Here is a 24,866-nt window from a genome sequence, read left to right on the forward strand (position 1 = left end):
TTACTGGAGCGGCGAATATAACTGATTTTCGCGAATCTCGCCCCCCGAGACCCGCGATATTTCCGCGCTATTGAATTGGTATATTACCGCAATCCGTCGACGATCTTTGCCATAACGGTCAGATGCTCTTGCGCGAAGTTACGGCAACGGGCCGGCGACCAGCCATATTTTTGGTCCGGATTAACATTCGCATCTTTGAACGGCATTTCCAGCGTCATCGACAAACAGCCCCATGTTTCGGCGACATAGGAATTGGCGATATCGAGATTTGCCTTCCCCGGAGCCGACGGTGGATACCCGTCTTTGGTCTGGAAATCTGCGCTTGTTTCAAGCAGGAGATTCGAGAACCGTTCAAAACGCTGTGCGTGAACATCGTCCCATGACGGAATCCCGTTCGCACTATCGAGGAAATTATTCGGAATCGCCTCATCGCCATGCACATCAAGGAAAAAGTCTACGCCGATCTCCCGCATCCGCTCACGCACGAGATAAACTTCCGGACTTTTCTCCATCGTCGTATTTTGCCATGCGCGATTGAGATCAATGCCCGCAGCATTCGTTCGCAAATGGCCACGCTTCGCGCCGTCTAGATTCATGCATGGCACGATATGGAGCGTCGCTTTTTCCATGAGCGTCGCCGCATCTTCGTCGCCCTCGGCGGTCAGCTTGTTCAAAAAGCCTTCAATCCACCACGAGCCCATCGTTTCGCCCGGATGTTGGCGCGCAATCACCCACATCTGACGAGGACCATTCCCGGCGCGGAGATAGGAAATATCCTGCCCGTCCAGGGTCTGCCCCAAGATCTCGTGACTTAAGACCGGCGATGATTGGATAGACGCGATATAACTGCGATACCGCTCGGTCGTATAAGGCGCAAAATAGGCGTAAAAAATGCGGTCTTGTTCTGGCTGATGCTTGATCGTCAGCTCTTTGCCGTCGAACGCTGCGTCAATGCGAAACCATTCTTCGCCATCATAGGACGCAACGGCGCGATAATCTTTCCAGCCGTCAACATAAGATGCGCCATGGGCATTCATAAGGCGCATCGTCAGTGGACGGCCCGAAGCACCGTCCACCTGATAATAGAACCACTGATAAAAATCAGCTTTACCGTCCGATTTTATCTCAAGCTTAATGTCATTCGGATCATTCGCATCCACGACAGCAATGTTTCCGCTATCGAAATCGCTTGAAATTTTTATCATATCGGTATCGTCAGTCCTTTTTCTCAACGATTGGCATTGCAACGCGGATATGAACATCCTTGAGCTGCGCATCGGACGCCGGTGCCGGCGCGTCCAGCAACAAGTCTTCACCTTGCTGGTTCATCGGGAACATCGTCACTTCACGGATGTTTTCCTGATCACAGAGCAACATAACAATACGTTCGATGCCCATTGCACAGCCGCCGTGTGGTGGTGCGCCAAATTTGAACGCATTCAACATGCCGCCAAACTGCTCTTCAACCACTTCCTTGCCATATCCGGCATTCTCGAAAGCTTTGTACATGATGTCCGGACGGTGATTCCGGATCGCACCCGAACCAAGCTCATAGCCATTACAAACGAGATCATATTGATACGCTTTAAGCGCCAGTTTCTCTTCGTCGGTTTTTGCGGCTTCCAACGCTTCCAGACCGCCTTGCGGCATTGAAAACGGGTTATGCCCGAATTCGACTTTCTTGTTCTCGTCGTCCCATTCGTAAAGCGGGAAATCCACGATCCAGGCGAGTTCAAAGCTATCTTTATCGCTTAAGCCCAGCTCATTGCCGATCACGACACGCGCCTTTGCGGCGACTGGCAAAAAATCTTCCGGTTTGCCAGCAAGGAAGAAGGCCGCATCGCCCGCCTTGAGGCCAAGTTGCGCGCGCACAGCCTCTGACCGCTCAGGACCGATATTCTTCGCAAGCGGGCCTTTGGCCTCGTTCTCGTCGAAGATCATATAGCCCATGCCCGGCAGGCCTTCTTTTTGCGCAAAAGAATTCATCCGATCACAGAATGCGCGGCTACCGCCACCCGGTGCCGGAATTGCGCGAATTTCGTTTTTCGGATCCGATTCGAGAATCTGCGCGAAAATCTTGAACCCTGAACCGCGGAAATGATCGGAGACAATTTGCATCTCGATCGGGCATCGAAGATCCGGCTTATCGGAGCCGTATTTCAACATGGCTTCGTCATAAGGAATCATCGGGAATGGATAGCTCGTGACTTTTCGATCACCCGCAAATTTCTTGAAGGTGTTTTCCATCACAGGACCAACAGCGTCGAACACGTCCTGCCGCTCGACAAAACTCATTTCCATATCGAGCTGATAGAACTCACCGGCGGAACGGTCCGCACGCGCATCTTCGTCACGGAAACATGGCGCGATCTGATAATAGCGATCAAAGCCCGAAACCATGATGAGCTGTTTAAAGACCTGCGGTGCCTGCGGCAGCGCATAAAACTTGCCCGGATGCAGGCGTGACGGCACGAGAAAATCGCGCGCGCCCTCAGGGCTGGAAGCCGTCAGGATAGGCGTTTGAAAATCGGTGAAACCGGCTTCTTCCATCCCGTCGCGAATTTCCCGGATGACCTTTGCGCGGGTCATGATGTTCTTGTGCAAGGTCTCGCGGCGCAGATCGAGATAACGGTGCTTCATCCGAATATCTTCAGGATATTCAGGCTCACCAAAGACCGGCAGCGGTAGCTCATCGGCCGCAGAAAGCAGCTCGAACTTTTCAATGCGGACTTCAATTTCACCGGTGGGCAGGTTCGGGTTAACCGCCTCATCTGCACGAGCGACCACATTACCTTCGATCTGGATTACGCTTTCTTGGCGAACCCGCTCGATTTCGGCGAAAAACGGCGCTTCTGGCTCAACCACGAGTTGGGTCAGGCCATAATGATCGCGCAGGTCAATAAAGAGGAGCCCGCCATGATCGCGCTTGCGATGCACCCAGCCAGACAGGCGAACCGTATCGCCAACCTCTGATTTGCGCAGTTTTCCACAATGATGCGTACGATAGGCGTGCATGCAATTCCCCTGTAATTCCTGTTTGGGCCGGAGTGGCAATGCCGGTATGCAAAGTCAAGGCCGGTTCGGAAACCATTCCGTCTGATTTAGCGTGCTATTTCCACTGTGGCGCTGGCATTGTCTAGCCCGTCCGCAGGCCTTGATCATTTTCACCCCCAAAAAGTCAGGCAATTTCCTATTTTTTGGCGAAAATACTGCGGCAAAGCGCTTGCGGCTCCGAAACCGTCTTGTGCGTTGCCCCCTGCGCCGATAGAAGCGCCCGTCATGCAAGTCATTTCTACCACCGACGATCTGGCCCGATTCACTAAGTCTTTGCGTAAACAGCCCTATGTGGCTGTCGATACTGAGTTCATGCGTGAAAAGACCTACTGGCCGATCCTGTGCCTCATTCAGGCCGCTGGCCAAGGCGAAGAAGCCGCTATCGACCCATTGGCGGACAATATTGACCTCTCGCCTTTTCTGGAGCTGTTAACCGATAAAAAGGTCGTGAAGGTCTTTCACGCAGCGCGTCAGGACCTCGAAATTTTCCACAAGCTGATCGGCGGCGTTCCAGCGCCCCTATTCGACACCCAGATCGCCGCGATGGCCTGCGGTTTCGGCGATCAGATCGGCTATGAGCCGCTAATGCGGACCCTGCTCAAGGCCAAGATCGACAAGGGCTCGCGTTTTACCGACTGGGCACGCCGTCCGCTGACGGATTCGCAGCTCAGCTATGCACTCTCCGATGTGACGTATCTGCGCGATGCCTATCCGTTGCTTCTCGATACGCTTGATAAACGCGAACGCCAGCATTGGGTCGAAGAGGAAATGGAAGCCCTCTATAATGACGACCTTTATTATGTTCACCCGGAGCGCGCCTGGAAACGGCTCAAACTAAAAGGCGTGCGCGCCAAAGAAATTGGCGTCCTTATGAAACTCGCCGAGTGGCGCGAAAAAGAAGCACAAACCAAAGACACGCCGCGCAACCGCATCTTGAAAGACGAAGCGATTTTCGAACTTGCGCGCCTGCAACCGAAAGACGGTGCATCGCTCGCGCGCGCACGATCTATTCCTTCTGGCTTTGAACGCTCACGCACCGGCGCGTCCATCGTTCAAGCTGTCAAAGAAGGCCTCGATATACCAAAGGAACAATTGCCAACGATCGACAAACCCGATCGGGACAAAGCCCCTGCGGATGTATTGGAACTCTTACGCGTTCTCTTAAAGCGCCAATGTGAAACGCACCATGTTGCGCCAAAGCTCATCGCATCGAGTGCAGATATCGAAGCGATTGCACGGGACGACAACGCAGATGTTCCTGCCCTATCCGGATGGCGGCGCGAAATCTTTGGTGAAACCGCATTGCGCCTCAAACGCGGAGAGATCGCGTTGAAACTGGATAATGGCCGCGTCGATATTATCGACAGCTAAGGTTTGATTGCCCCGCAAAAAGCAAAAATGCGGCTTTAACTGTCACAAATCCAAATTCGGGAAAATAATCCCGCTTTGGGCCTTGCGACAGCGAACCGCCTTCGCTATATCCCGCTCTCCCCACAGCGGGCGCGCAAAATGCGCAAAAGCCGTGGCGGTATAGTTGGCGCGGGGTGGAGCAGCCCGGTAGCTCGTCAGGCTCATAACCTGAAGGTCAGAGGTTCAAATCCTCTCCCCGCACCCAATTAAATCAATCCTTTAAATTGAATTCTTCAGACGAGATTGAATTACCGATTTCAGCTCGAAAATGAAAATACGCATCACAACTTCGCCGAATGCTGCGTATAGCGCGTTACGCCTTAGCAATTCGGCCTGTTGAAGTGTGATACGCACCCCAACGTCATTGTGGCGCGATCAAAACAGATTAGAGATCGGGCTTTAATAGCCTCACAAAAAATTCGTCTCGATGACCGCTAGTTTTTCTTTGCGACATCCTCAACCGCAGACCAGACACGCAACGCGTTCTCACCGAGCACTTTACGAATTTCTTCGTCCGAGTACCCGCGATCAATCATTTCCTGAATGAGAAGCGGAAGGCCCGACACGTCTTTGAGGCCAGTCGGTAATGTATCCCCCACACCATCAAAATCGGACCCGAGCCCCACATGGTCTATACCGACAAGGTCGCGCACATAATCAATGTGATCAACGACATCACTGACGCTTGCGAAGGGAACGGCGACGTTTAAATCAAACCATCTGCGAAACTCTGAATAGACCGCTGCTGTATCGTTTAAGCCGCGTTCTGCGCGATAATCCACATAGGCCTGATCGCGCCCAAGGCGACGCCCACTACCGTCTTTCGTCAAAAAGTGCGTACCAAAATTAATCATGATCACGCCATCTTTTTCGGCAAGTCGCTTGATCATTTCATCCGTCATATTCCGCTCGAACCCCGGCGTGAAATGACGTGCGCCGGAATGGGATGCAATGATCGGTGCTTTCGACAGCTCAATGACGTCATAGAATGCGTCGTCAGAAATATGACTTACATCAACGATCACACCAATATCATTCATTTCACGAACCAGAACACGCCCAAAGGGAGAAAGACCGCCCCAGCGTTTGTCAGCGTCATAACTTGAATCAGATATGTGGTTTGCCTTCGAATGGGCGAGCGTAATATACCGCACGCCGCGATCATAAAAATGATGTAGGTTTTCCAGATCGCCCTCTAGTGGCGAGCCGTTCTCCATCCCCAGGGCGAACGATATTTTCCCCGCTTTCGCCGCTTTCCGAACATCACGCACAGAAGTCGCAATGGTGAATTTATCGGGGTGCTGATTGGCGATTCCCTCCATTAATCCGATCAACATATCCGCAATGGCTTTTGCGCCGCCTGTGCCTTCATAATGCGCACTCACATAAATCGACATAAACGGCGCATTAAAACCGGCGCGGATCGCCCGTTCATAGTCAAAATTAGTCGCGCCATTATTGCTGATCGGGTCAATTCCCTTTTGCATAAGCTGCATCGGGAAATCCACATGCCCATCAACGATGATGGAATTTTGAGCGAGATCCATGGCGCGTTCTGATGGTACCGGTAATTGACTTTCGTCACTCCCCAGCGCGCCCGTCGCGGACCCTAACGCGAGAACCAAGCCCAACATAAGACCACTGTGAGTTTTGATCGTTTTCATCATCTTACTTTCCCTGCCAGCATCCTTACGCAAAGCAATTACGCTTTGTTGGAACGTCTTTCTTCAATATCCGAAAGCACTGTCGTCCACACAAGATCGCCCATCACATTGACCGTCGTACTGCCCATATCGATCAAGCGGTAGATCCCTGCAACAATCCCGGCGACTTCGACGGGTAAGCTAAACGCTTCGACGAAGATCAGCGCGATCACCAAACCACCACCGGGAATTCCGCCCGAGCCTTCCGACAACAACAAGCCGATAAGGACGATGGTTACAGCCTGCATCAAAGAAAATTCTACGCCCGCCGCTTGAGCGGTGAATAACAACACCGCCGCTAACATGATGGAGGTACCATCTTTGTTTAGCTGAGCGCCGAGCGGTAGGGTAAAACTGTAAACGCTTTGCGGTAGTTTCAGTTTCTTTTCAGCGACATCCATCGCCACAACTAAACTTGCCAAACTGCTACAGGTTGCAGCCGTGGTGGCGTAAAGCGAGGCGGTGGTTTTCAACCATTCAATCGGGTTGCGACGTGAAAGAAGCACCAACAGGACCATATAAAAACCCATCATCACAAATTGGGTGAACCAGACCGAACCAATAAACCGCGCAAGCGGGCCAAAGATCGCACCGCCATACTCGCCAACCGTGTTCGCGGCCAATGCCCCCACTCCGATGGGCCCGAAATACATTATGATACCAACGAGTTTGCGCAGAAGCTCCGCAATCAGCGCAAATACATCCTGGAGTTTTTCTTTCTGGCCCGTTGGCAATAATAGCGTTGTAATACCGATGAAAATCGCAAAAACGACGACTTGCCCGATATTTCCATCCGAGAACGCCCGAAAAATATTTTCCGGAAAAAGCCCGAGAATAACATCCGTAACGGCCGGAACATCGCCAAAATGTTCGCTCACCTCTTCATTCAGGTGCATTCCCCGGCCGGGCTTGAATAAGCTGACCATTGTCAGGCCGAGCGTTAACGCCGCGGCTGTCGTCGTCAGATAATAGGCAAAGGTTCGAAGCCCAAGCCGCCCAAGGATCGCAATATTCTGCAGGCTGGTTATGCCGGCAATGAGATTAAAGAATACGAGAGGCACCGCCGCCATAAGCAAAAGCTTGATAAAAAGCTCACCTATCGGCGCAACGATTGTTGCCTTCTCCCCAAAGACCACTCCGGCCGAAATCCCAATCCCCATCCAGATGAGAATTTTCAGCCCGAGTGATCTGTTTGTATAGAAACCAAAAAGCCCGCTATCCTTCCGGGCTTCGGCAGAAATATTCGCACTAGTCATTAGATAGAATCTCGATGCTACGATCCATCAGGATGTCGTAATAAGTCTCAAAATTATCGCGCGTCAGCGGTATATATTCGTCCACTGGGGACGGATCGCCTTCTACGATATGACCTTTCGGCGCAATGGTATGGCCGATAGACCACATATAGTTCACAACCGGCTCCGAGGTTCCGGGCCATTTCAACGTTTCTGTCCATTCCCATGTGTTTGAATACCCACCGGCAGGCATGCCCAAAATCGTACACAGATCGTTATCGGCGACGATCGAGGCAAACTGGTCAAGATGCGACCCGCCGCGGGGACTTAACCAACACACCATATCGCCAGTAAAATGGTCTGCGGCCGGATATAGAATGCCGTCAGAATATTCCGGCGCGTGCGCTGATTTGAACGGAACATTATTTGTATAAGCCTGCCCCGCTTCCATGCCCTTGGTTACATCTCCGAGCAGCCATTCTATTAGCCATGAGCCGTCGTCAATCAGCTCAACCGATCCATCCGACATGGTTTTCGCCTGATCGAAAAATGATTTTCGCTCAGCAATGAAATCATCGGTTATGTCGCTTATCCGCAGGTTTCCGAAGGTCGTCTTAAAAGGTTTTGGCTGTAGCCGTTGAATAGCGTAGGCCCCTCGTCCGCCACCCCGAGAAAACGTCCCATCCCAAATCACATCGTGATCAAGCAGGTTTTCACGCTTCGCATATGAGACAACTTCATCCATCGCATGCACGATGTCGTCTCGGAACCCATACCAATCGAAGAGAACCTGATTTGCACCGTCTGTTGAGCGATAAAAATCAAACGATTCGAAATCCAGAACTTTTTCAAAACCGTCATATCGCTGCGCGCCTATCCCGCGAAACGATACATCTTCGCTATCCAGATAAGGAAGTGAAACGGAGTATTTTCTTCCTCTCTTCGGCTTTAGGGTCAGGGTAAGTTCATCTGCGTAAAATTCCGCCGGCAATGTTGATGACTTTTCATTGAGCGACATCGCGTATCGCATGAGGAACCCGGCCTCAGTCGAAGCGCGATGATAGGGCCGGGTCTTTTCAAGATATTCGGCGACCGAATGACCGTTGATTTCTACGACAAGTTCACCAGGCTGAATCTTTTTACCGCCGTCGATATTTGCGAGCGCCGTAGCGACATCGAAGACGAAAAATGTTGGCTCGTCCTGACTAAAATCATGCATGAATTGCACTGGCGCAATCTGCATTGGTCGCGGATCAATCGCTAATCCGCCCTCCGCTGGTGTTACTTTCAAATGGCGGTCATGGCGCGCGTTTGAAAGCATCGTAATCGCGTAATACAGCTCCTCATCGGTTTTGGCATCGATGAATTTCTGTCGAAAGGGTTCGAAAGCATCAGGATAAGTGACGCCATATTTCTCATTTTTTACCGGTGACCATGCCTCGCGCATCATTGTCTTTGCAACGATGTCTTCGAACAGCGCCTCTCGATCTGCCTCAGTTTTAATATCGGCGAGCGCTGGAAAGGACAGCAAGCCAAGCAGCGCAGGCGTAAAAGACAACAACTTCTTCATCATAGGCCCCTTTGTAATTTTTCTACGAATTGAGCTATTCGCTCAATTCCTGTCGCAATATCGACATCCGACTTAACGCAGGTAATCCGCACATAATGATCCCATTCAGGCCCAAAACTTTTGCCCGGTACGGTAGAAACATAATGTTCCTTTAACAGACGATTTGAGAACGTCTCGCTGGCGATTTCCAACTCATCGATATTCATCCACCCATAAAAGCCGCCTTCGGGCATCGCGCATTTAATTCCGCTCATTCCGTTCAACGCGGTCGAGACAAATTCGCAACGCCGTTCCCACTCTTTCCAAACTGTTTTTTTCAGTTTGGTGGTTACGTGCTCTGACAAGGCGCTGATGCCAGCGCGCTGACCAATAGAGCTAGCGCAAGTCATCATATGCGCCTGTATATCTGACATTTTGGCGATGACCTGACCCGGACCATAGGCATAGCCGACGCGCCAACCACCCATCGAGTAGCTTTTGGTCATCCCCATCATTCCAATGGTTCGCTCGCGCATACCCGGAAGGCTCGCAATTGGAAGGTGCGTCCGACCGCCCCATGTGACCGCCTCATAAATCTCGTCGGCAAACACCATGAGATCATGCTCGCGGGCGACCGACGCGATCACTTCAAGATCATTTTGCGTATGGACAACCCCCAACGGGTTATGCGGAGAGCAGAATAAAATGGCTTTTGTACGAGACGTGACTGCCGCTGATAGCTCGTCTTTAGTCCACCGGAAATTATTCTCCGGTCGGAGACAGACCGTCTTTGCGACACCGCCCAGCAACTCAATGGTCGGTGCGTAGCTCACGAATGCGGGCGATTCTATAATGACCTCATCGCCCGGATCAATCAAAGCAGACAAACCGAGTACGAGCGCGTTCTTACACCCTAACGTCGCCTGAATCTCAGTCGCTGGATCATAAGACATTCCGTTATCGCGTTCGAGCTTTTCAGCCACGGCGTCACGGTAACGCGACGTACCTCGCGCAGGCGTTTGATGCGTATCCCCCTCGTCAAGCGCGGTTTTCACTGCTTCGCAAATATCCGCATCCGTCGCTTCTGATGCACGACCGGCCGACATGTCGACAACATGATGCCCCTGCTCTTTCAGTTGCGTGGCGATATCGGCAAATCTTACCGTTTGCGACGGCAATAGCGCTCTTGAGCGGTTGGATAACACTTTTTGTCCTTTGCTTCGATAGAAATTAGAAAAGGCAGTAACGGCAAGCCTAAGCTTTCCGTCACTGCCTGCACGCGCAAATTTAGAAGCGCATTTTCACGCCGCCATAGAAGAAGCGACCGGTTAGATCGTAAAGCGTGTGATGGTTATCATCGGCGTTACCTACATTCCCGGTGCCGTATAGAAGCGGTCCTTGATTGTTGGTTATATTGTTCACGCCAACATAAAGTTGCGTTTCTTCACCGCCGAACACACCCGGCATGTCATAGCTTACCCGGAGATTGTGTGTCAGTTCGCGATCGAGGAACAATCCGATTTTATCATCGCAATTGTTGAATTGTTCGCATGCCGTTAACCGTGTGCGACCATTGTCGTCGTTCAACATGGAACCAACAACCAATGTTCTCCACGATGCCTTCAGCGGGCCGTTCTGCCAACTCATCGAGAAGCGACCGGTGAATTTCGGCGTGCCCAATAATCCAAGTTCATCGTCGATGAACGTCGTGCTTGTACCTGGAACTGGCGCTTCTTCTTCGAATTGAAGAACCCGAGAAAGTGTGCCCGTAAAGCTGACATCCCCCGGCACTGAACTGAGGAGCGGTGCACCTGTGTCCGCTGGCGTAAAGCGGTAAGCAATCGTCGCATCAACGCCTTTTGTCCGCAGTTGGTTGATGTTCAGTGATGTTTGACGAACCTCTTGCAACTGGCCAGTCACCGCATCACGGACAGGAATTGAGCAGGAAGGCGTTCCTGAAAAATCGCCTGATGTGTAACAAATATCGAGAATATCGTCGGCAGAAATCTCACTGATCGCGCCGTCAATTTTAATACTGTAATAGTCAACCGCAATTTGAAGTCCCGGCACAAAGCTTGGGGTGAATACACCACCTGCGGTAATCGTGTTTGCGGTTTCTTCCGAGAGCGCACCATTACCAAATGTCGGCTGCTGCACCTGCACCATCGGATCGGTAAAGCTGCCCATTGACGAAATAACACCAGCAACGACTGGGTCCTGACGACAGGTATCGTCAAATGCCCCGACGGATGATGCTGTCACCCCGTCACACGGGTCAGGCAGGCTGCTTTGCGATCCTAAGCCGCGGCTGAAGAGTTCGATGTTGTTTGGTGCACGGTTTGCTTGCGCAAATACGCCCCGGAACACGACGCCATCAACCGGTTGCCATGTACCGCCACCTTTAAAGCTAAGTACTGAGCCAACGGTTGAGTAGTCACTGACGCGGACCGCACCTTCGATGGAAAGGCTTTTCGCAAATGGAGCATCTGCCAGCAAAGGAATAATAACCTCCGCAAAGCCTTCATGTACGGATTGCTCACCGTCTTGATTTACCTGTTGCGTAACCGTGCCGCCACCGGATGTTGAAATCGGATCCCAACGTGTACGGCTGCGCTCTTTGCGGAAATCATAGCCCGCTGCAATGCTGACCGGGCCTGCCCATAACTCAAACGGCGTACCCGTTATCCACGCACTGGAGGTCGTTGTACGATTTCGAGCGCGTAGTTGGTCCCGCAGGATGAGCCAGTCGGTTTGCTCTTGTGATACCGAGCCAAGCGCGAAAGGATTGAGCGGTACACAACCTGCGTTGCGCGCAAATTCGTCAGCACATTGCAAACCCAAACTCGGATTTCCAGCATCGACATATTCAACATTGATCGCATTCAAATAGTTCGGAATGACGAGGTCGCCGCCGCGGCTTTGTGATCTACGAAATTCGCCATAGCCAAAATTGACCTCATACGACCAGTCTTCGGATAGATCCCCTTTAAAGCCCGCCCACATGCGTAACGTATCATTTTCCGCCTCACGATAGCGATTACCAAACTCGCTCCAGCGCCGGCGGAAGAATACATCGTCATTTCCTAACTCAACCGCATCATCGAAAATTGCCTGCGGGACGAATGGGTGTGGAGTCACGCCATCCGCCAGATAAATCGGAAAATCCGCGCCTAGTCGTGAGCTATTTGCCGTATCGGGCGAACGCTCGGATTTCGTTGCGATCGTTGAATATTGCGCGCTGGCGAAAAATGTAACCTTTTCGGCAAGCTCGTAATTGACCTTACCCGCCAGAAGAAAACGTTCGCGCGGAATAGAAACCGTTTCTGGACCACGTTCATCAAAGCCATTGAGTGACGTACTATAACCCGGTGTAAGCGCACCGGTTCCGCCATTGTCAAAAAACCAATAGCTTGTGTCTTCTTCAGGGTTCAGAAGATCACCACTATTGCCACCGAACAGACCGCCTGGAATGTTGCTGCTAAGGCGCGGACTTAACTCATCCGGATCACCATTCCGGTTTTCGACAAGACCTAAATTGTAAAGCGTTTTATCGCGCTGATAGCCATAAATCGGAAGCTCTTTATCATATTCAAAAGAGAACATGACATTGCCGCGATCATCGGCAAAGTTAGATCCGCCCGCAATGGTAATGCCGTATTCGGTGTTTCCGCCTTCTTGCGAGGTGCCGACACGGCTTTCAAATGATAGGCCCTCAAAATCATCGCGTAGAATTACGTTGATAACCCCGGTCACAGCATCAGAGCCATAAACCGCAGATGCACCGCCTGTGATGACCTCAACACGCTCGACAAATGCGCTCGGGATTGTTGAAAAACTAACCGTACTACCGGTTGATGAATTACCCACGGTCCGCCGACCATCGATCAGCGTAAGCGTACGTTCAGCACCAAGATTGCGAAGAGAGACCGTAGAAATCCCGCTGTCTTGCGTACTCGATTGGGAGTTCTCGGATGTAATCCCCGCTGAAACCGCAGGAAGCTCAACAATTGCCTCCCCAAGCTCATTGGCCCCTGTCAATTCCAGCTGTGCTGCATCCAGTGTTTGCGCTGGAACGGGAAGAGAAAATTCCGTTCGTTTGATTCGTGTCCCCGTTACCACAACGGTATCATTTTCGGCGGCGTTATCACCGCTTTGTGCCAGCGCCGATATAGGTGCCATCCCCCCGGCGATCACGACCGCAACTAATGCAGACGTGTTTAAAAACGCGGACTGGGCCCGCTTTCGACTAAGAAACATGCTCATACCCCTCTATGTTACTGCGCGATTTTCTGCTAATTTTTCGCACAAGGCCTTGATAATCACCTGTCGCAAAATGCGCTGGTTTTTCGACACATGTCAACTTTTAATTGACATGTGTCCACTTTTAATAGTGATGTGCGGGTATTGCGCTAAGCACGAATTCGGCGAAAAAGACGCCCCACAAGGGTTCCGGACCAACAAAACATCGCCTGGGTAGAGGAATGAGAAACGAACCGTCGCAAAAGCGAAGCTCCAATAAGGTCGACGAGATTCTTAAAGCTGCCGAAGAGCTGCTGGTAGAATTACCGATCGAAGAGATTACGACGACGATTATCGCAGAACGGGCGGGCGTTACGCGCACGTCTATGTATCATTTCTTTCCGTCCAAGCTCGATGTCTTTGACGCGCTAACGGAAAAGTATCACGCGACGCTGAGACAAAAACTCTTAAATTTCTTCGATCCGCGCACGAACGAAGAATACCACCAGGCTTGGGCGGGGGTCGCTGGCGTCTATAAAGATTTTTTTGAGAAAACCCCCTCGGCTGCAATTTTGCTATTAGGAAGAAAAGGCGCGAAACAGGCGATATTTGGGAATGACGAATCTGAAGAACGCTTGGCTGAAGACATCAGCAATTTAATGGCGCGTCATACGAATTTTACAGAAATTGCAAAGCGCAATCCGCCCGAACCCGATTTCTTTCAATTCGTACTCAGAATAATGACGTCGTTATTTTCGGCGGGCGTCAGAAAAGATGGCCGAATCTCCGAAAGAACAGAAGAAGAAGCACGCCGCGCGACCATTGCCTATATCGACGCACGCGTGAACAGCGATTCAAGCTAACTTTTTTAAACCTCGCGCCCACGCACATTCAAAATTGACATTCCCAACAACGCCGTTTGGTAAACTTATAAGGCGACTAAAGCCGGTTTATCGCTCGCTAACCTGACAAAGGATTCCTTCGTTCAGTATCAGCTTTTCGCCTTTTTTCGCCGTCGTCGTGATCGCGACTTTCGGCTGCGTTGATGTTCGCGGCGGGCCTGTTGTGCGAGATCGGCCAATATCCCTTCCCTTAGTCCACGATCCGCTACGCGTATGCGGCTTGCTGGCCATTCCCGCTGGAGCGCATCAAGGATTGCACAGCCGCACACAACCAAATCCGCCCGATCTGGTCCAATGCACGGCTCACCGGCACGCTCATCGAGGCTCATTAAGCGCAACCGTTCGGTAACGCCACGTGCGTCTTTTGCGCTTAACCAGACCCCGTCAATTTCATCGCGCCGATAGCGTTTGAGCCCCAAATGAACGCCAGCGATGGACGTTACCGTTCCTGAAGTACCGAGAAGATGCGCGTTGTCTTTTTCAAAGAGCGCCTTGACCGATCCGGGATCACCAACCGAAATGATTTGCGCGCGGATTTCTTCGATCATTTGATCGTATTTTTCTCTGGTGATCTCTCTCCCGTCCCATTTGTCCGCAAGGCTAACCACCCCAAAGGGAAGCGATGTCCACGCCAACACATCCACTTTTGGCGATTGCCCCTCGCCGCGCTTGGAAATCTTGACCCATGACATTTCAGTAGAGCCGCCACCAATATCGAAGATCAGACCCGCTTCTGCGTTAGGGTCAAGGAGTTCAGCACACCCGACAACCGCAAGGCGCGCTTCTTCTTCGGTAGGAATTATCTCGAATTCAAGGCCCGTTTCTTCGGTGACGCGTTCGAGAAATATTTCGCCATTATCCGCGCCGCGGCACGCTTGGGTGGCAATACACCGGATATGCGTAACGCCGCGCTTCTCTATTTTCTGTGCACAGACCTTTAGCGCATTGACAGCGCGGTCCATTGCGCCATCGGATAACCTTCCCGTTTGGCCCAACCCCTCTCCTAGACGAACAATGCGGGAGAATGCGTCAACAATTCGAAAGTTTCGGCCGCGCGGTGCTGCGATCAACAATCGGCAATTATTCGTGCCAAGATCGATCGCCGCAAACCGCAATTGCCTTCGGTCGCGGCCCGAATTGCGAGAAGGTCTATTCTGGTTTTGTTGTGGGGGGCGATCTGCGGGGTCACTGCCGCCGCTGGCGCGTATATTGCGCTTTTTTCTGGTCATCACATGCGTCCTCGCTGGGGCCGTATTCAGCCCGGATGTATGATCAGCAGCTTAAGGGGGTGGACGCATCCTAGCAAGCGCCGCCGGATAGCGGCGCTCATCCAAGGTACCAAAACGACTAAAGGATCGTGAATATGCAGCCCGGCAACGGCTGGGCTGCGCATGACGCCACCTGTCGCGCAGCCGCAGGTTCAAACCCCAGACCAGCAACCAAGGCCGAGAATGCTACGACTGCCAACAGCACCAAAAACATCCCTTTGGCCATCATGATAATTATACTCATCTCGCTCTCTCCTCCGTGCGCGCCAGGCGCACTTTCCCCATCTCTACCCTCGTGAAGGGCTTCCATTCCGTTCAAATATTCAAATTATTCAGTTGCCGCGTTCGAGATCGCGAAACGCTTTTCTTAATCCGTATTCATCGGATGTAACCGCATATTCAAGGTCTGAGATGCGCGTGTCCAATGCCCGGAACCGATGCTTCAATTCCGAAAAGGTTGCCTTTGGCCGCGTATTAAACGTCCGCCAGAAACGCTCTGTTTCCGGGTCCCGGAACTGCGCGTCCTCTGCGTCATACGGATCATTATCCGATTTAACGACGACCGCGAGCCCTAAATAAACAAGCGCCGGAACCGGAAAGAAGAACACCGTCAGCAAGACCGTTGCTACTCGCACCCATTTGAGGTCCCAACCAAAATAGTCGGCAATCCCCGCGCAAACGCCCGCAATTTTTCCGCGCCGCGTATTGCGGCGGAAATGATAGTAATTCGGACCTGGACCCGGTTGGCCCGCACGATAAGCGTAGCTATCGCGGTCGCGCCAATGATAATGGTAATGATGATGACGATCAGGCATGTGGCCGCTCCGGATAATCGCGGCGCCATTCCGGCGCTTCTTTATCGAGGATCGTTTCCAACGCATCGACCCGACGTTCAAGCCGTTGCGCGGTCTTCCATAAATCGTCAACAAGCCGCTCGTCGTCAGCAGAAATCGTCTTTGTCTTCCGTAGCTCTGTCCGGTAGTGCAAAAACACCGCCGGACAAGCCACAAAAATGATCGCAACGATAGCGACAGCCATTTGCATTTCGCCCATTATTCAGCCCCTAACCCTGGTTTTGCCCGGAACCAGAAGTGCGACTGGCAACCCGGCGTTTCAAGTCTTCTAGCTCCGCATTGACGGCATCTTCGCTCTCTAGCTCACGGAATTCGTCTTCCAGCGTCCGCGGGCGACCCATCGTCCAAGTTTCCGCCTCTGCTTCCAATTCGTCAATCCGCCGCTCATAGCGGTCAAAACGCGCAAGCGCCTCTTCGATCCGACCGTCATTAACCTGACGGCTCACACGGACACTGTCTGACGCTGCGTTTCGGCGAATTTCCAGTGAACGCTGCTTTGCCCGCGCTTCTTTCAATTTCGCCTGAAGACGTTCAAGATCGCCATTAGTCTTATCGACCGTTTCGTCAATCGCTTTTAGCTCATTATCGAGAAGACCAATCATCTCCTCGGCTTTGCGTTTTGCTGCGACTGCACCGCGCGCCAGATCTTCCCGGCCTTTGGCAATCGCCAATTCCGCTTTTGACTCCCATTCTTTCGCACGGGAGGCAAAATCCGCCTTTTTCCGGTTTACCTCTTTTCGGTCGGCCAAAGCGCGAGCCGCATTGGTCCGCACCTCAACTAATGTGTCTTCCATTTCCTGAATAATCAGGCGAACGACCTTTTCCGGATCCTCAGCTTTATCGAGCATGGAATTGAGGTTTGAATTCACAATATCGCTTAAACGCGAAAAAATTCCCATGATTTAACTCCTAAAAAATAATGCCGCCGAGGATGAAACCGAGGAAAAACGCGCCCCAGGCAAAGCCGGCGCGCCCCCTGAAGGCGCTATGCATGCGGCTATCCCAGTCTCTGTCGTAATCATATCGGCTCATCAAAATTCTCCTTGGTCATTGGGTTGGTTAACCCCGTCGCCAATCTTCTTTGCCAGAACCGTGCCAAGTTTGAACAAAACCTCCATGTATCTGTTTTTATTTGGTTTTTGAAGTTTTGGCGAAATTTGCGGTATTTCGTTATAGGTATTTATCACCGCATTTATTGTATTTTTTACCATTTTAATATGGTATTATTTGCCTATGTCACCTGCACCGACCCCACCGGAACTCATTGGCCAATCGCAGGCGTTTCTTGACGCCCTCGACCACGCGTCCAGCGTCGCCGAGATTGATCGGCCGGTCTTGGTGATGGGCGAACGCGGCTCGGGCAAAGAACTCATCGCAGCGCGCATTCACTTCCTGTCAAAGCGATGGGATGGGCCGCTGGTAAAGGTCAATTGCGCCGCCATGAATGAAGCCCTCCTTGAGAGCGAGCTTTTTGGCCATGAAGCCGGTGCGTTTACTGGTGCCACGAAACGCCATCAGGGTCGGTTCGAACGTGCCGAGGGCGGCACACTATTCCTTGACGAAATTGCGTCGGCCTCATTACGCGTACAGGAAAAGCTCCTGCGGGTAATTGAATATGGCGAATATGAACGCATAGGCGGCGAGGAAACGCGCATTGCCGATGTCCGTATCATTGCCGCGGCCAATACTGATTTGCGCGCGCAAGCGAGCGAGGACAAATTCCGCGCCGATCTATTAGACCGGCTCGCATTTGATGTCGTCGCCGCGCCTGCCCTGCGAAACCGGCCCGAAGACATACCGCTATTGGCCAGCCATTTTGGCAACGGCGCAGCTATAGAATTGGGGATAGGCTTTCCGGGCTTTACGCCTGAAGCTATCGCGGCGTTAAGGGCACACCGTTGGCCCGGCAATGTCCGTGAACTGAAAAATGTGGCAGAGCGCGCAGTGTTTCATTGGGCCATGTCAGATGGTCATGGCCCTATTGCAGAAATCGAGATTGACCCGTTTGAAAAAGTATTCGGCGCAATCAACTCGAAACCTGCGCCGACAGCGGATCTGACAACAACAACCGCAGCACCTAATGGAAAGATTTCCGATTTACGTGCCCACCTAAATGGGATCGAAAGATCGCTGGTCAGGGGCGCGTTAGAGGCGAATGGCGGCAATCAGAAGCGCGCCGGTGACGCGCTTTCATTGACCTATGATCAGATCCGAGGCTTGGTCAAAAAGCACGGATTAACGCGCTAGAACTGGCCCTTATTGATAACAGTGTCCGTCGGCAGGATCTTTTCCGGAGAGATTGGCTCTTTGCCTGCTCCGCGCTCATAAAACGGCGTGAAATCGCAATCGCTAATTTCAAACAGGCTTTCGAAACTATCGACGACAAAATAGGTCTTTTGGAAATCATCGACCATATAGGCCGTATTCAGCACACGTTCCAAATCAAACGCGATCCGGTTTGGTTTCGGACTTTCAATCGAATAAATCGTTTCGTCCTTCGATGACAGCATCCCTGCCCCAAAAGCACGAAGCCCGTCGGGCGTCTTAATCAGACCGAACTCAACAATATACCAATATAGCCGGGCCAACATTTTCTGCGCGCCATGTTCGATCGCTTTTGGTCCACCCTTACCGTATTTGCGCATATATTCTGCAAAGACCGGGTTCGACAGAAGCGGGACATGGCCGAAAAAGTCGTGGAAGTAATCCGGCTCGACGAGGTAATCGAGCTCGTCATCGCCGCGGATCCACCAACTTACCGGAAACCGACAATTGGCGAGATGGTCGAAAAACACATCGTCCGGAATAAGGCCGGGCACGGCAACAAGCTGCCAGCCGGTCGCATCACCCAAAATCTTGTTGGCGTCTTCAACGCGCGGGATGGCATCACCGGCATTTAGCGATTCCAATCCATCAATATATTCCTGCGCCGCATAGCGCTTCAGGAGTTTCTTCTGCCGGTTATACAAAAACCGCCAACGTTCCTGATCGGCCTCAGTATATTGGTCATAGGGCTGATCGACCGTGTAGTCGGCGCGCATATGTTCGTAATCACCGCGCAAGACATGGCTGGTGTTCGCTTCAAATGGGTTTTTCGGTGTTTGTGTATGGTTCTGTTCCATGCGCCATTTATAACATTGCCCAATTAGGAAATTTTGCCATTCTTAGCGTGTTATTGATATTTTACGGGATATTTTCTATCTTCTCATCGCTTTTTCGGGAATATTTCTCATGATAGACAAGATCGACAACCAAATTCTCGACCTTATCCAGGCTGACAGCCGACTCACCAATGCGGAAATTGCCGAAAAAGTCGGCCTTTCCCAATCCGCCTGTCATCGCCGTGTCAAACAACTCGAAGATGCGGGGGTAATCGAGGGATATTCGGCGCGAATAAATCGTGGCGCAATCGGACTTAACGTCTTTGCCTATGTTTTCGTCAAGCTTGATTTCCATACAGAGGAAAATATCGATGCGTTCGAACGAGGCGTGAATTTGATCGAGGAAGTAGTATCGTGTTCCGCAATTTCGGGGGGCGGCGATTACATTCTACAGGTTGTGGCACGGGATATGGATGGTTTTGCCGAAGTCGCACTTAAAAAACTCGCGCGACTTCCGGGCGTAAAAGATTCATCGTCCAACTTTGTACTCTCGACAATGAAACAGTCGGCGGGATGGCCACTCTCAATCTAGCTGGCGGCGAGCATGCTCACCCTGCGTCAGGCTTCGGGGCGCAAGAAAGCCTGACGCTGGGCAAACAATGCAAGCTCGGCGCGCGTCAACGCACCGTTGGCATTAAGGTCCGACGACAAGAAAATCGCTTCTTGCAGACCTTTATACTCCCCGTGCTGCATTTTTCCGTCCTCGCCCGCATAGGCGTAAAACGTATGACGTGAGACCGCATCAATGCGCGCATGTTCGGCAGGCGACAGCGCAGCGGATGTGCGATCAGGCAAAGAAATCGTCTCGTAGGAGTTTGTTTTCTCAACAACGACAAAGCCGTTCAAATTCGCAAGCTCAGCGGTCACGATATTGAGCGCGGCAAATTCATCGACACTAAGCGCGTTGTCGCCATCCTGATCGGCGCGGAAAAATACCTGATCAGCATGAATAGATGCTTCGGTCTTTGAAAGCTTGGTCAACTCATCATTGTCATAAGCAGGACCGGGATTGATACCAACCAAAGAAGTAACAGCAACACCAGCGGCTGCGAGTGTAGCGACGACTGAGTTCATAAAAATTGAAGTGGGCATGACAACGCTCCTCTAACTCAGACATTAGATAAACGCCTGAGCGGGGCCGAAGTTCGGGTTAATCATGAATTTATCGGGGCGAGCGCGGCAAAAATCGGGCGAATAAGGCGAAATTCCGCCATTTTCTACTGCCGCGTGTATCAAGCCCAATAAGGTCGCCCGAGACCTATTCAGCGGGCTGCTGCGCCAATTTCTCCGGCGTTTGGGCCTGTTCCGGCGGGGTGCCATGTACCCGCGCCCATCGCTCTTTGATCATCTTTGAGGTCAGCCGAGAGCCGTCTGGCGACCATCCGGGCGGTCCAAATGTATAGCCGAGCACCTCACGAAGGGACTTTGCCGAGACTACGTCTTTGGCGATCCCGATCCATTCATGGAATGAAATCACGAGCGGATTGAATGTGCCGAGGTTTTTGACAATTCCATAGCGCGGTTTTTCGGTTTCATCTTCTTTTATGAAAGTACCGAACAGCCGATCCCAAATAATCAGTGTCCCTGCATAATTGGCGTCGAGATATTTTGGATTGGTTGCATGGTGAACCCGATGGTGGCTCGGCGTATTAAAGATCCATTCAAATGGCCCCATCCGCGAAATCAGCTCTGTGTGTATCCAGAATTGATAGAGCAGATTGATCGCGCCCACGAACAAAACCATCGCCGGATGAAACCCAATCAAAACCAAAGGCGTTTTAAATAGCACCTGCGCTAAAATCTGCCCGGTCCAGGTTTGGCGCAATGCCGTCGTCAGATTGTAATGTTGCGATGAGTGATGGACCACATGACTGGCCCAGAACCATCGGCGTTCATGACTGATCCGATGCCACCAATAATAACGTAAATCATCGATGACGAAGCAAATAACAACGGTCCACCAGGTGTTGGGAATCTCAAACAGGCGGTATTGGTAAGCAGCCGTGAAGATGGCCGCGACTAAAGCAGCCCCACCTAATAAAGGCGCAAGCTCGCTACCGAAGCCCATGAGCAGACTCGCCGCGGAATCCCGCGCCTCATACCGGCCACGCTTCATGATCCGTACAGCGATTATTTCGGCAACGACAAAGATAAGAAATGCAGGAACCGCATAGGCGATGATATCGGGAAATTCCATCACTTACGCCCTCGCCGTTGCAATATGACGTCGCGCCCACAAGCCCGCTTCTGGCGCGTTTACGCGCACAGCGCGAGAGCCCGGATCTGCGGGATAAATTGTGAGCGTTTGGTCACTAATGGCTGTTCTGGGCAAATGACCGGCCGCAAACCGGCGCGTCACCAGATCAAGCCCAAGCCGGGAAATGATTACGAGGCCGCCGCATTCCCCTAATGCTAAAACGGCGCGGCCATTTTCATCGACCAGCCATTCGCGGACCTGAAAATCAGGCTCGTCAAATGACAATCGGTCCTGCGCCTCTTCGACCGTTAATGCGGGCACCGGCGCGCGAAATACCGCCCATGCCAACAGCACCATCGCGCCAATGGCCAGCAGAGAAATGATTGAATCGATTAAAAGATTGCCCGTCATGGGCCCGCTATCACTCCGTTTCCAGAGCGCAATTAAAGCGGATTTGCCCTGCTCAGCCAATAGCGGTGAGCAGGGCGGAAATTCCGGCTTAGCCGACGAGTTCTTCTTTCGTGAAGAAGAATTCGATTTCTTGCGCCGCAGTATCAGGGCCGTCTGAACCGTGAACTGAGTTTTCGCCGATTGATTCAGCGAATTCAGCGCGGATCGTGCCCGGTGCAGCTTCGGCTGGATTCGTTGCGCCCATGATTTCGCGGTTACGCGCAATCGCGTTTTCGCCTTCGAGAACCTGAACAACAACAGGCTCGGACATCATGAATTCGACCAATTCGCCGAAGAATGGGCGATCTTTGTGAACGCCGTAAAAGCCCTCGGCCTGTTCGCGGGTCATGCGAATACGCTTGGAAGCAACAACGCGAAGGCCGCCCTCTTCCAGCTTGGCAATCACTTTGCCGGTGATGTTGCGACGGGTCGCATCAGGTTTGATGATAGAAAAGGTGCGTTCGAGCGCCATGTCTTTGGTCCTCAATTGTGGAAAAAATGATGAATCTGTAGCGCTTCCTATCAACGCTTTTGCATTGCGGCAAGAGGCAAGCCGCAATGGCGTTTTCGGCCCCAAGAAAAAACCCGGCCGAAAATTCTCGGCCGGGTTATTATCCTCGGAATTATAGGGATTTAAGCGGCCTTTCCGCCATAGAGCGTCTCGCCGGATTTTGCCATTGAGCGGAATTTCTCCGGCGGATTAAAGCGCGCGCCGTATTTCTGGGCGAGGCTTTCGGCTTTACGGACAAAGGTCTCTAGGCCGATCGTGTCGATATGGCTCATCGGTCCGCCGGTCCACGGCGCAAAGCCCCAGCCGAAAATTGCCCCGAGATCCGCTGATTGCGGGTCTGAAACAATATCCTCCGCGTAACACTGCGCCGCCGGGATCAATTGCGCATAAAGAAGACGCTCCTTCGCCTCTTCCAGGCTTGGCTGATCATCAGAAAGCGGGAAATGCTCAGAGAGCCCCTCCCAGAGGTGTTTCTTTCCGTTCTCTGGATATTCATAGAACCCGCCACCGGATTTGCGGCCATGACGACCAAGATCGACCACCATTTTCTCGAGCAACTCTTCATTGCCCGATGGCTTATAGTCCTTGCCCAGCTCTTTCTTGGTGGACGTCATCAACATATGACCAAGAGAAAGTGATGTTTCATCGGTCAGCGCAAGCGGTCCGACCGGCATACCCAGCGATTTCGCTGCGTTTTCGATCAATGCTGGTTTCACGCCTTCCTGCACCATGATCATGGCCTCGCCGAGATAAGGCGGTACAACACGGTTCGTATAGAAACCACGTGTATCCTTAACGACGATCGGCGTTTTGCGGATCATGCGAACATAATCAAGCGCCGTCGCCAAAGAGCGATCACCGGATTTCTCACCCGGAATGATTTCAACCAACGGCATTTTATCAACCGGCGAGAAAAAGTGGATGCCGATAAATTGATCTGGCCGCTCGGAGTTTTTCGCAAGCCCCGTAATCGGCAGTGTCGATGTATTCGACGCAAAGATAATATCTTCGCCGATAACAGCTTCGGTCTTTTTAATCACGTCCGCTTTGACTTCCGGATCTTCGAAAACAGCTTCGATAATCAGATCAACATCTTTCAGGTCGTTATAATCCGTTGTCGGCGTAATCCGCGCCAATAGGGCTTCGCCCTTTTCCTTGGAAACCTTGCCGCGTGAAACACCTTTTTCGACGATCTTCTCAGAATAGCCTTTGCCCTTTTTCGCATATTCAAGATCGCGATCAAGGAGCACAACGTCCATGCCGCCCTTAGCCGTAACATAGGCGATACCCGCGCCCATCATACCGGCACCAAGCACACCAACTTTTTTCAACGAAGTCGGCGGAACATCTTTCGGGCGTTGTTCACCCTTCTCTGCTGCCTGTTTGTTTATAAACAGTGTCCGGATCATATTGCGTGTTTGCGGGCTCGAAAGCAGCTTGACGAAATATTTCGACTCGATCCGAAGCGCCGTATCCATCGGCACAATTGACCCTTCATAAAGGCAGGACAAAATATATTGGACCGCCGGATAATTGTGGTTGGTCTCGCGCTGCGCCATAGCGTTTGCCGCCATGAAGAACTGCGCCGCACGCGGGTCCATCGCACCGCCGCCACCGGGGAACTTAAAGCCTTTTTTATCCCACGGCTGCGTCACCTTTGGATTCGCTTTAACCCATTCCTTGGCTTTGGCCACGACCTGATCGGCAGGAACCACTTCTTGAATGATGCCCTGGCCTTTTGCGGTGTTCGGGTCAATCGGCTTGCCTTGCGTTGCCAGCATGGCCGCATTTTGAAGGCCAGCCAAACGCGGCAAACGCTGCGTACCGCCCGCGCCGGGAAGCAACCCGACCTGAACCTCAGGGACGCCCAACTGAATTTTTGGATTATCCGCGACCACGCGGTGATGACAGGCAAGTACCAATTCAAGACCGCCACCGAGCGCAAGGCCATTCACCGCCGCAGCGACCGGCTTCGCCGCCGCCTCGCCTTTTAACAGCGCTTTTACTGGCTGACCGCCTGTTTCGAGTTTCCGCAATACACTATTGAGCGCGAATGCAGAATTGAATTGATCCTCTTTGCTCGCGCCCGCGCCTTTACCGACCGAGCCGCTACCGAGCATGTTCAAGTCAGCACCAGCGAGAAACCCTGACGCCTTGCCCGAAGTAATGACAGCGCCTTTGATGTTGTCGTCCGCAACAAATTCATCGACCCATTTTGCGAATTCTTCCATCAAATCCGCATCCCAGACATTCATAGACTTGCCCGGCAGATCAATGGTCACAAGCGCAATGCCGTCGCCGTCGACTTCGATATTAAATGTTTTATAGCTCAT

General features: G+C 52.0%; 22 protein-coding genes and 1 tRNA gene. 5 read left to right on the forward strand and 18 right to left on the reverse strand.

The window, feature by feature from the left end:
- Positions 1-83: 83 nt before the first annotated feature.
- Positions 84-1,205 carry a M14-type cytosolic carboxypeptidase gene (locus tag ABFZ83_RS05095; RefSeq protein WP_411818350.1) on the reverse strand — a complete coding sequence of 374 codons (1,122 nt, stop codon included), beginning with the start codon at positions 1,203-1,205 and terminating at the stop codon, positions 84-86.
- A 10-nt stretch (positions 1,206-1,215) separates the two neighbouring features.
- Positions 1,216-3,015: an aspartate--tRNA ligase gene (aspS, locus tag ABFZ83_RS05100; RefSeq protein WP_411818351.1), complete on the reverse strand. Its 1,800-nt coding sequence runs from the start codon at positions 3,013-3,015 to the stop codon at positions 1,216-1,218.
- Positions 3,016-3,279: 264 nt separating this feature from the next.
- On the opposite strand from aspS, the gene rnd reads away from it, so the two are divergent.
- The gene (gene rnd, locus ABFZ83_RS05105) at positions 3,280-4,425 is read left to right on the forward strand and encodes a ribonuclease D (RefSeq protein WP_411818352.1); all 1,146 of its coding nucleotides are present in this window, start codon (positions 3,280-3,282) and stop codon (positions 4,423-4,425) included.
- A gap of 167 nt (positions 4,426-4,592) precedes the next feature.
- Positions 4,593-4,669: transfer RNA gene (locus ABFZ83_RS05110), tRNA-Met, on the forward strand.
- A gap of 229 nt (positions 4,670-4,898) precedes the next feature.
- On the opposite strand, the gene ABFZ83_RS05115 is transcribed toward ABFZ83_RS05110, so the two are convergent.
- The 5 genes from ABFZ83_RS05115 to ABFZ83_RS05135 form a co-directional block, all read right to left on the reverse strand.
- Positions 4,899-6,131 carry a dipeptidase gene (locus tag ABFZ83_RS05115; protein WP_411818353.1) on the reverse strand — a complete coding sequence of 411 codons (1,233 nt, stop codon included), beginning with the start codon at positions 6,129-6,131 and terminating at the stop codon, positions 4,899-4,901.
- Positions 6,132-6,166: 35 nt separating this feature from the next.
- Positions 6,167-7,423 carry a dicarboxylate/amino acid:cation symporter gene (locus ABFZ83_RS05120; RefSeq protein WP_411818354.1) on the reverse strand — a complete coding sequence of 419 codons (1,257 nt, stop codon included), beginning with the start codon at positions 7,421-7,423 and terminating at the stop codon, positions 6,167-6,169.
- A complete protein-coding gene (locus tag ABFZ83_RS05125) occupies positions 7,416-8,975 on the reverse strand; it encodes a hypothetical protein (protein ID WP_411818355.1) in 1,560 nt (519 codons plus the stop codon). The genes ABFZ83_RS05120 and ABFZ83_RS05125 overlap by 8 nt, the downstream gene beginning before the upstream one ends.
- Positions 8,972-10,129, reverse strand: coding sequence for a pyridoxal phosphate-dependent aminotransferase (locus ABFZ83_RS05130; protein WP_411818356.1), 1,158 nt, complete (start codon positions 10,127-10,129; stop codon positions 8,972-8,974). The genes ABFZ83_RS05125 and ABFZ83_RS05130 overlap by 4 nt, the downstream gene beginning before the upstream one ends.
- Positions 10,130-10,238: 109 nt before the next feature.
- The gene (locus ABFZ83_RS05135) at positions 10,239-13,208 is read right to left on the reverse strand and encodes a TonB-dependent receptor plug domain-containing protein (RefSeq protein ID WP_411818357.1); all 2,970 of its coding nucleotides are present in this window, start codon (positions 13,206-13,208) and stop codon (positions 10,239-10,241) included.
- A gap of 224 nt (positions 13,209-13,432) precedes the next feature.
- Between ABFZ83_RS05135 and ABFZ83_RS05140 the strand changes: the two genes are divergently transcribed.
- A complete protein-coding gene (locus ABFZ83_RS05140; protein ID WP_411818358.1) occupies positions 13,433-14,053 on the forward strand; it encodes a TetR/AcrR family transcriptional regulator in 621 nt (206 codons plus the stop codon).
- A gap of 128 nt (positions 14,054-14,181) precedes the next feature.
- Here ABFZ83_RS05140 and ABFZ83_RS05145 read toward each other — a convergent pair whose 3' ends face one another.
- From ABFZ83_RS05145 to pspA, 5 genes are all read right to left on the reverse strand, one after another.
- Positions 14,182-15,321, reverse strand: a complete 1,140-nt coding sequence (locus ABFZ83_RS05145) for a Ppx/GppA phosphatase family protein (RefSeq protein ID WP_411818359.1) — start codon at positions 15,319-15,321, stop codon at positions 14,182-14,184.
- 118 nt (positions 15,322-15,439) lie between these two features.
- The gene (locus tag ABFZ83_RS05150) at positions 15,440-15,604 is read right to left on the reverse strand and encodes a hypothetical protein (RefSeq protein WP_411818360.1); all 165 of its coding nucleotides are present in this window, start codon (positions 15,602-15,604) and stop codon (positions 15,440-15,442) included.
- Between the two features lie 88 nt (positions 15,605-15,692).
- Positions 15,693-16,175 (reverse strand): PspC domain-containing protein, encoded by a 483-nt coding sequence (locus ABFZ83_RS05155; protein WP_411818361.1) that lies wholly within the window; start codon positions 16,173-16,175, stop codon positions 15,693-15,695.
- Entirely contained in the window at positions 16,168-16,413 is a 246-nt protein-coding gene (gene pspB, locus ABFZ83_RS05160) for an envelope stress response membrane protein PspB (RefSeq protein ID WP_411818362.1), read from the reverse strand. Before pspB ends, ABFZ83_RS05155 begins: the two co-directional genes overlap by 8 nt.
- A gap of 10 nt (positions 16,414-16,423) precedes the next feature.
- Positions 16,424-17,113 carry a phage shock protein PspA gene (pspA, locus tag ABFZ83_RS05165; RefSeq protein WP_411818363.1) on the reverse strand — a complete coding sequence of 230 codons (690 nt, stop codon included), beginning with the start codon at positions 17,111-17,113 and terminating at the stop codon, positions 16,424-16,426.
- 334 nt (positions 17,114-17,447) lie between these two features.
- Between pspA and pspF the strand changes: the two genes are divergently transcribed.
- Positions 17,448-18,461: a phage shock protein operon transcriptional activator gene (gene pspF / locus ABFZ83_RS05170; protein ID WP_411818364.1), complete on the forward strand. Its 1,014-nt coding sequence runs from the start codon at positions 17,448-17,450 to the stop codon at positions 18,459-18,461.
- Here pspF and phhA read toward each other — a convergent pair.
- A complete protein-coding gene (phhA, locus tag ABFZ83_RS05175) occupies positions 18,458-19,336 on the reverse strand; it encodes a phenylalanine 4-monooxygenase (RefSeq protein WP_411818365.1) in 879 nt (292 codons plus the stop codon). The genes pspF and phhA overlap by 4 nt on opposite strands.
- A gap of 109 nt (positions 19,337-19,445) precedes the next feature.
- On the opposite strand from phhA, the gene ABFZ83_RS05180 reads away from it, so the two are divergent.
- Positions 19,446-19,907 carry an Lrp/AsnC family transcriptional regulator gene (locus ABFZ83_RS05180; protein WP_411818366.1) on the forward strand — a complete coding sequence of 154 codons (462 nt, stop codon included), beginning with the start codon at positions 19,446-19,448 and terminating at the stop codon, positions 19,905-19,907.
- Between the two features lie 26 nt (positions 19,908-19,933).
- Here the strand turns inward: ABFZ83_RS05180 and ABFZ83_RS05185 are convergent, their stop codons facing one another.
- The 5 genes from ABFZ83_RS05185 to ABFZ83_RS05205 form a co-directional block, all read right to left on the reverse strand.
- On the reverse strand, positions 19,934-20,467 hold the full coding sequence (locus ABFZ83_RS05185) for a hypothetical protein (RefSeq protein WP_411818367.1): 534 nt from the start codon (positions 20,465-20,467) through the stop codon (positions 19,934-19,936).
- A gap of 166 nt (positions 20,468-20,633) precedes the next feature.
- Entirely contained in the window at positions 20,634-21,572 is a 939-nt protein-coding gene (locus ABFZ83_RS05190) for a sterol desaturase family protein (protein WP_411818368.1), read from the reverse strand.
- Positions 21,573-21,575: 3 nt separating this feature from the next.
- A complete protein-coding gene (locus tag ABFZ83_RS05195) occupies positions 21,576-21,983 on the reverse strand; it encodes a hypothetical protein (RefSeq protein ID WP_411818369.1) in 408 nt (135 codons plus the stop codon).
- 88 nt (positions 21,984-22,071) lie between these two features.
- Positions 22,072-22,494, reverse strand: a complete 423-nt coding sequence (ndk, locus tag ABFZ83_RS05200) for a nucleoside-diphosphate kinase (protein WP_411818370.1) — start codon at positions 22,492-22,494, stop codon at positions 22,072-22,074.
- Between the two features lie 161 nt (positions 22,495-22,655).
- Positions 22,656-24,866, reverse strand: coding sequence for a 3-hydroxyacyl-CoA dehydrogenase NAD-binding domain-containing protein (locus ABFZ83_RS05205; protein ID WP_411818371.1), 2,211 nt, complete (start codon positions 24,864-24,866; stop codon positions 22,656-22,658).

It is taken from the genome of Hyphococcus formosus, from assembly GCF_046736345.1.
In the GTDB taxonomy this organism is placed as follows: Bacteria; Pseudomonadota; Alphaproteobacteria; order Caulobacterales; family Parvularculaceae; genus Hyphococcus; species Hyphococcus formosus.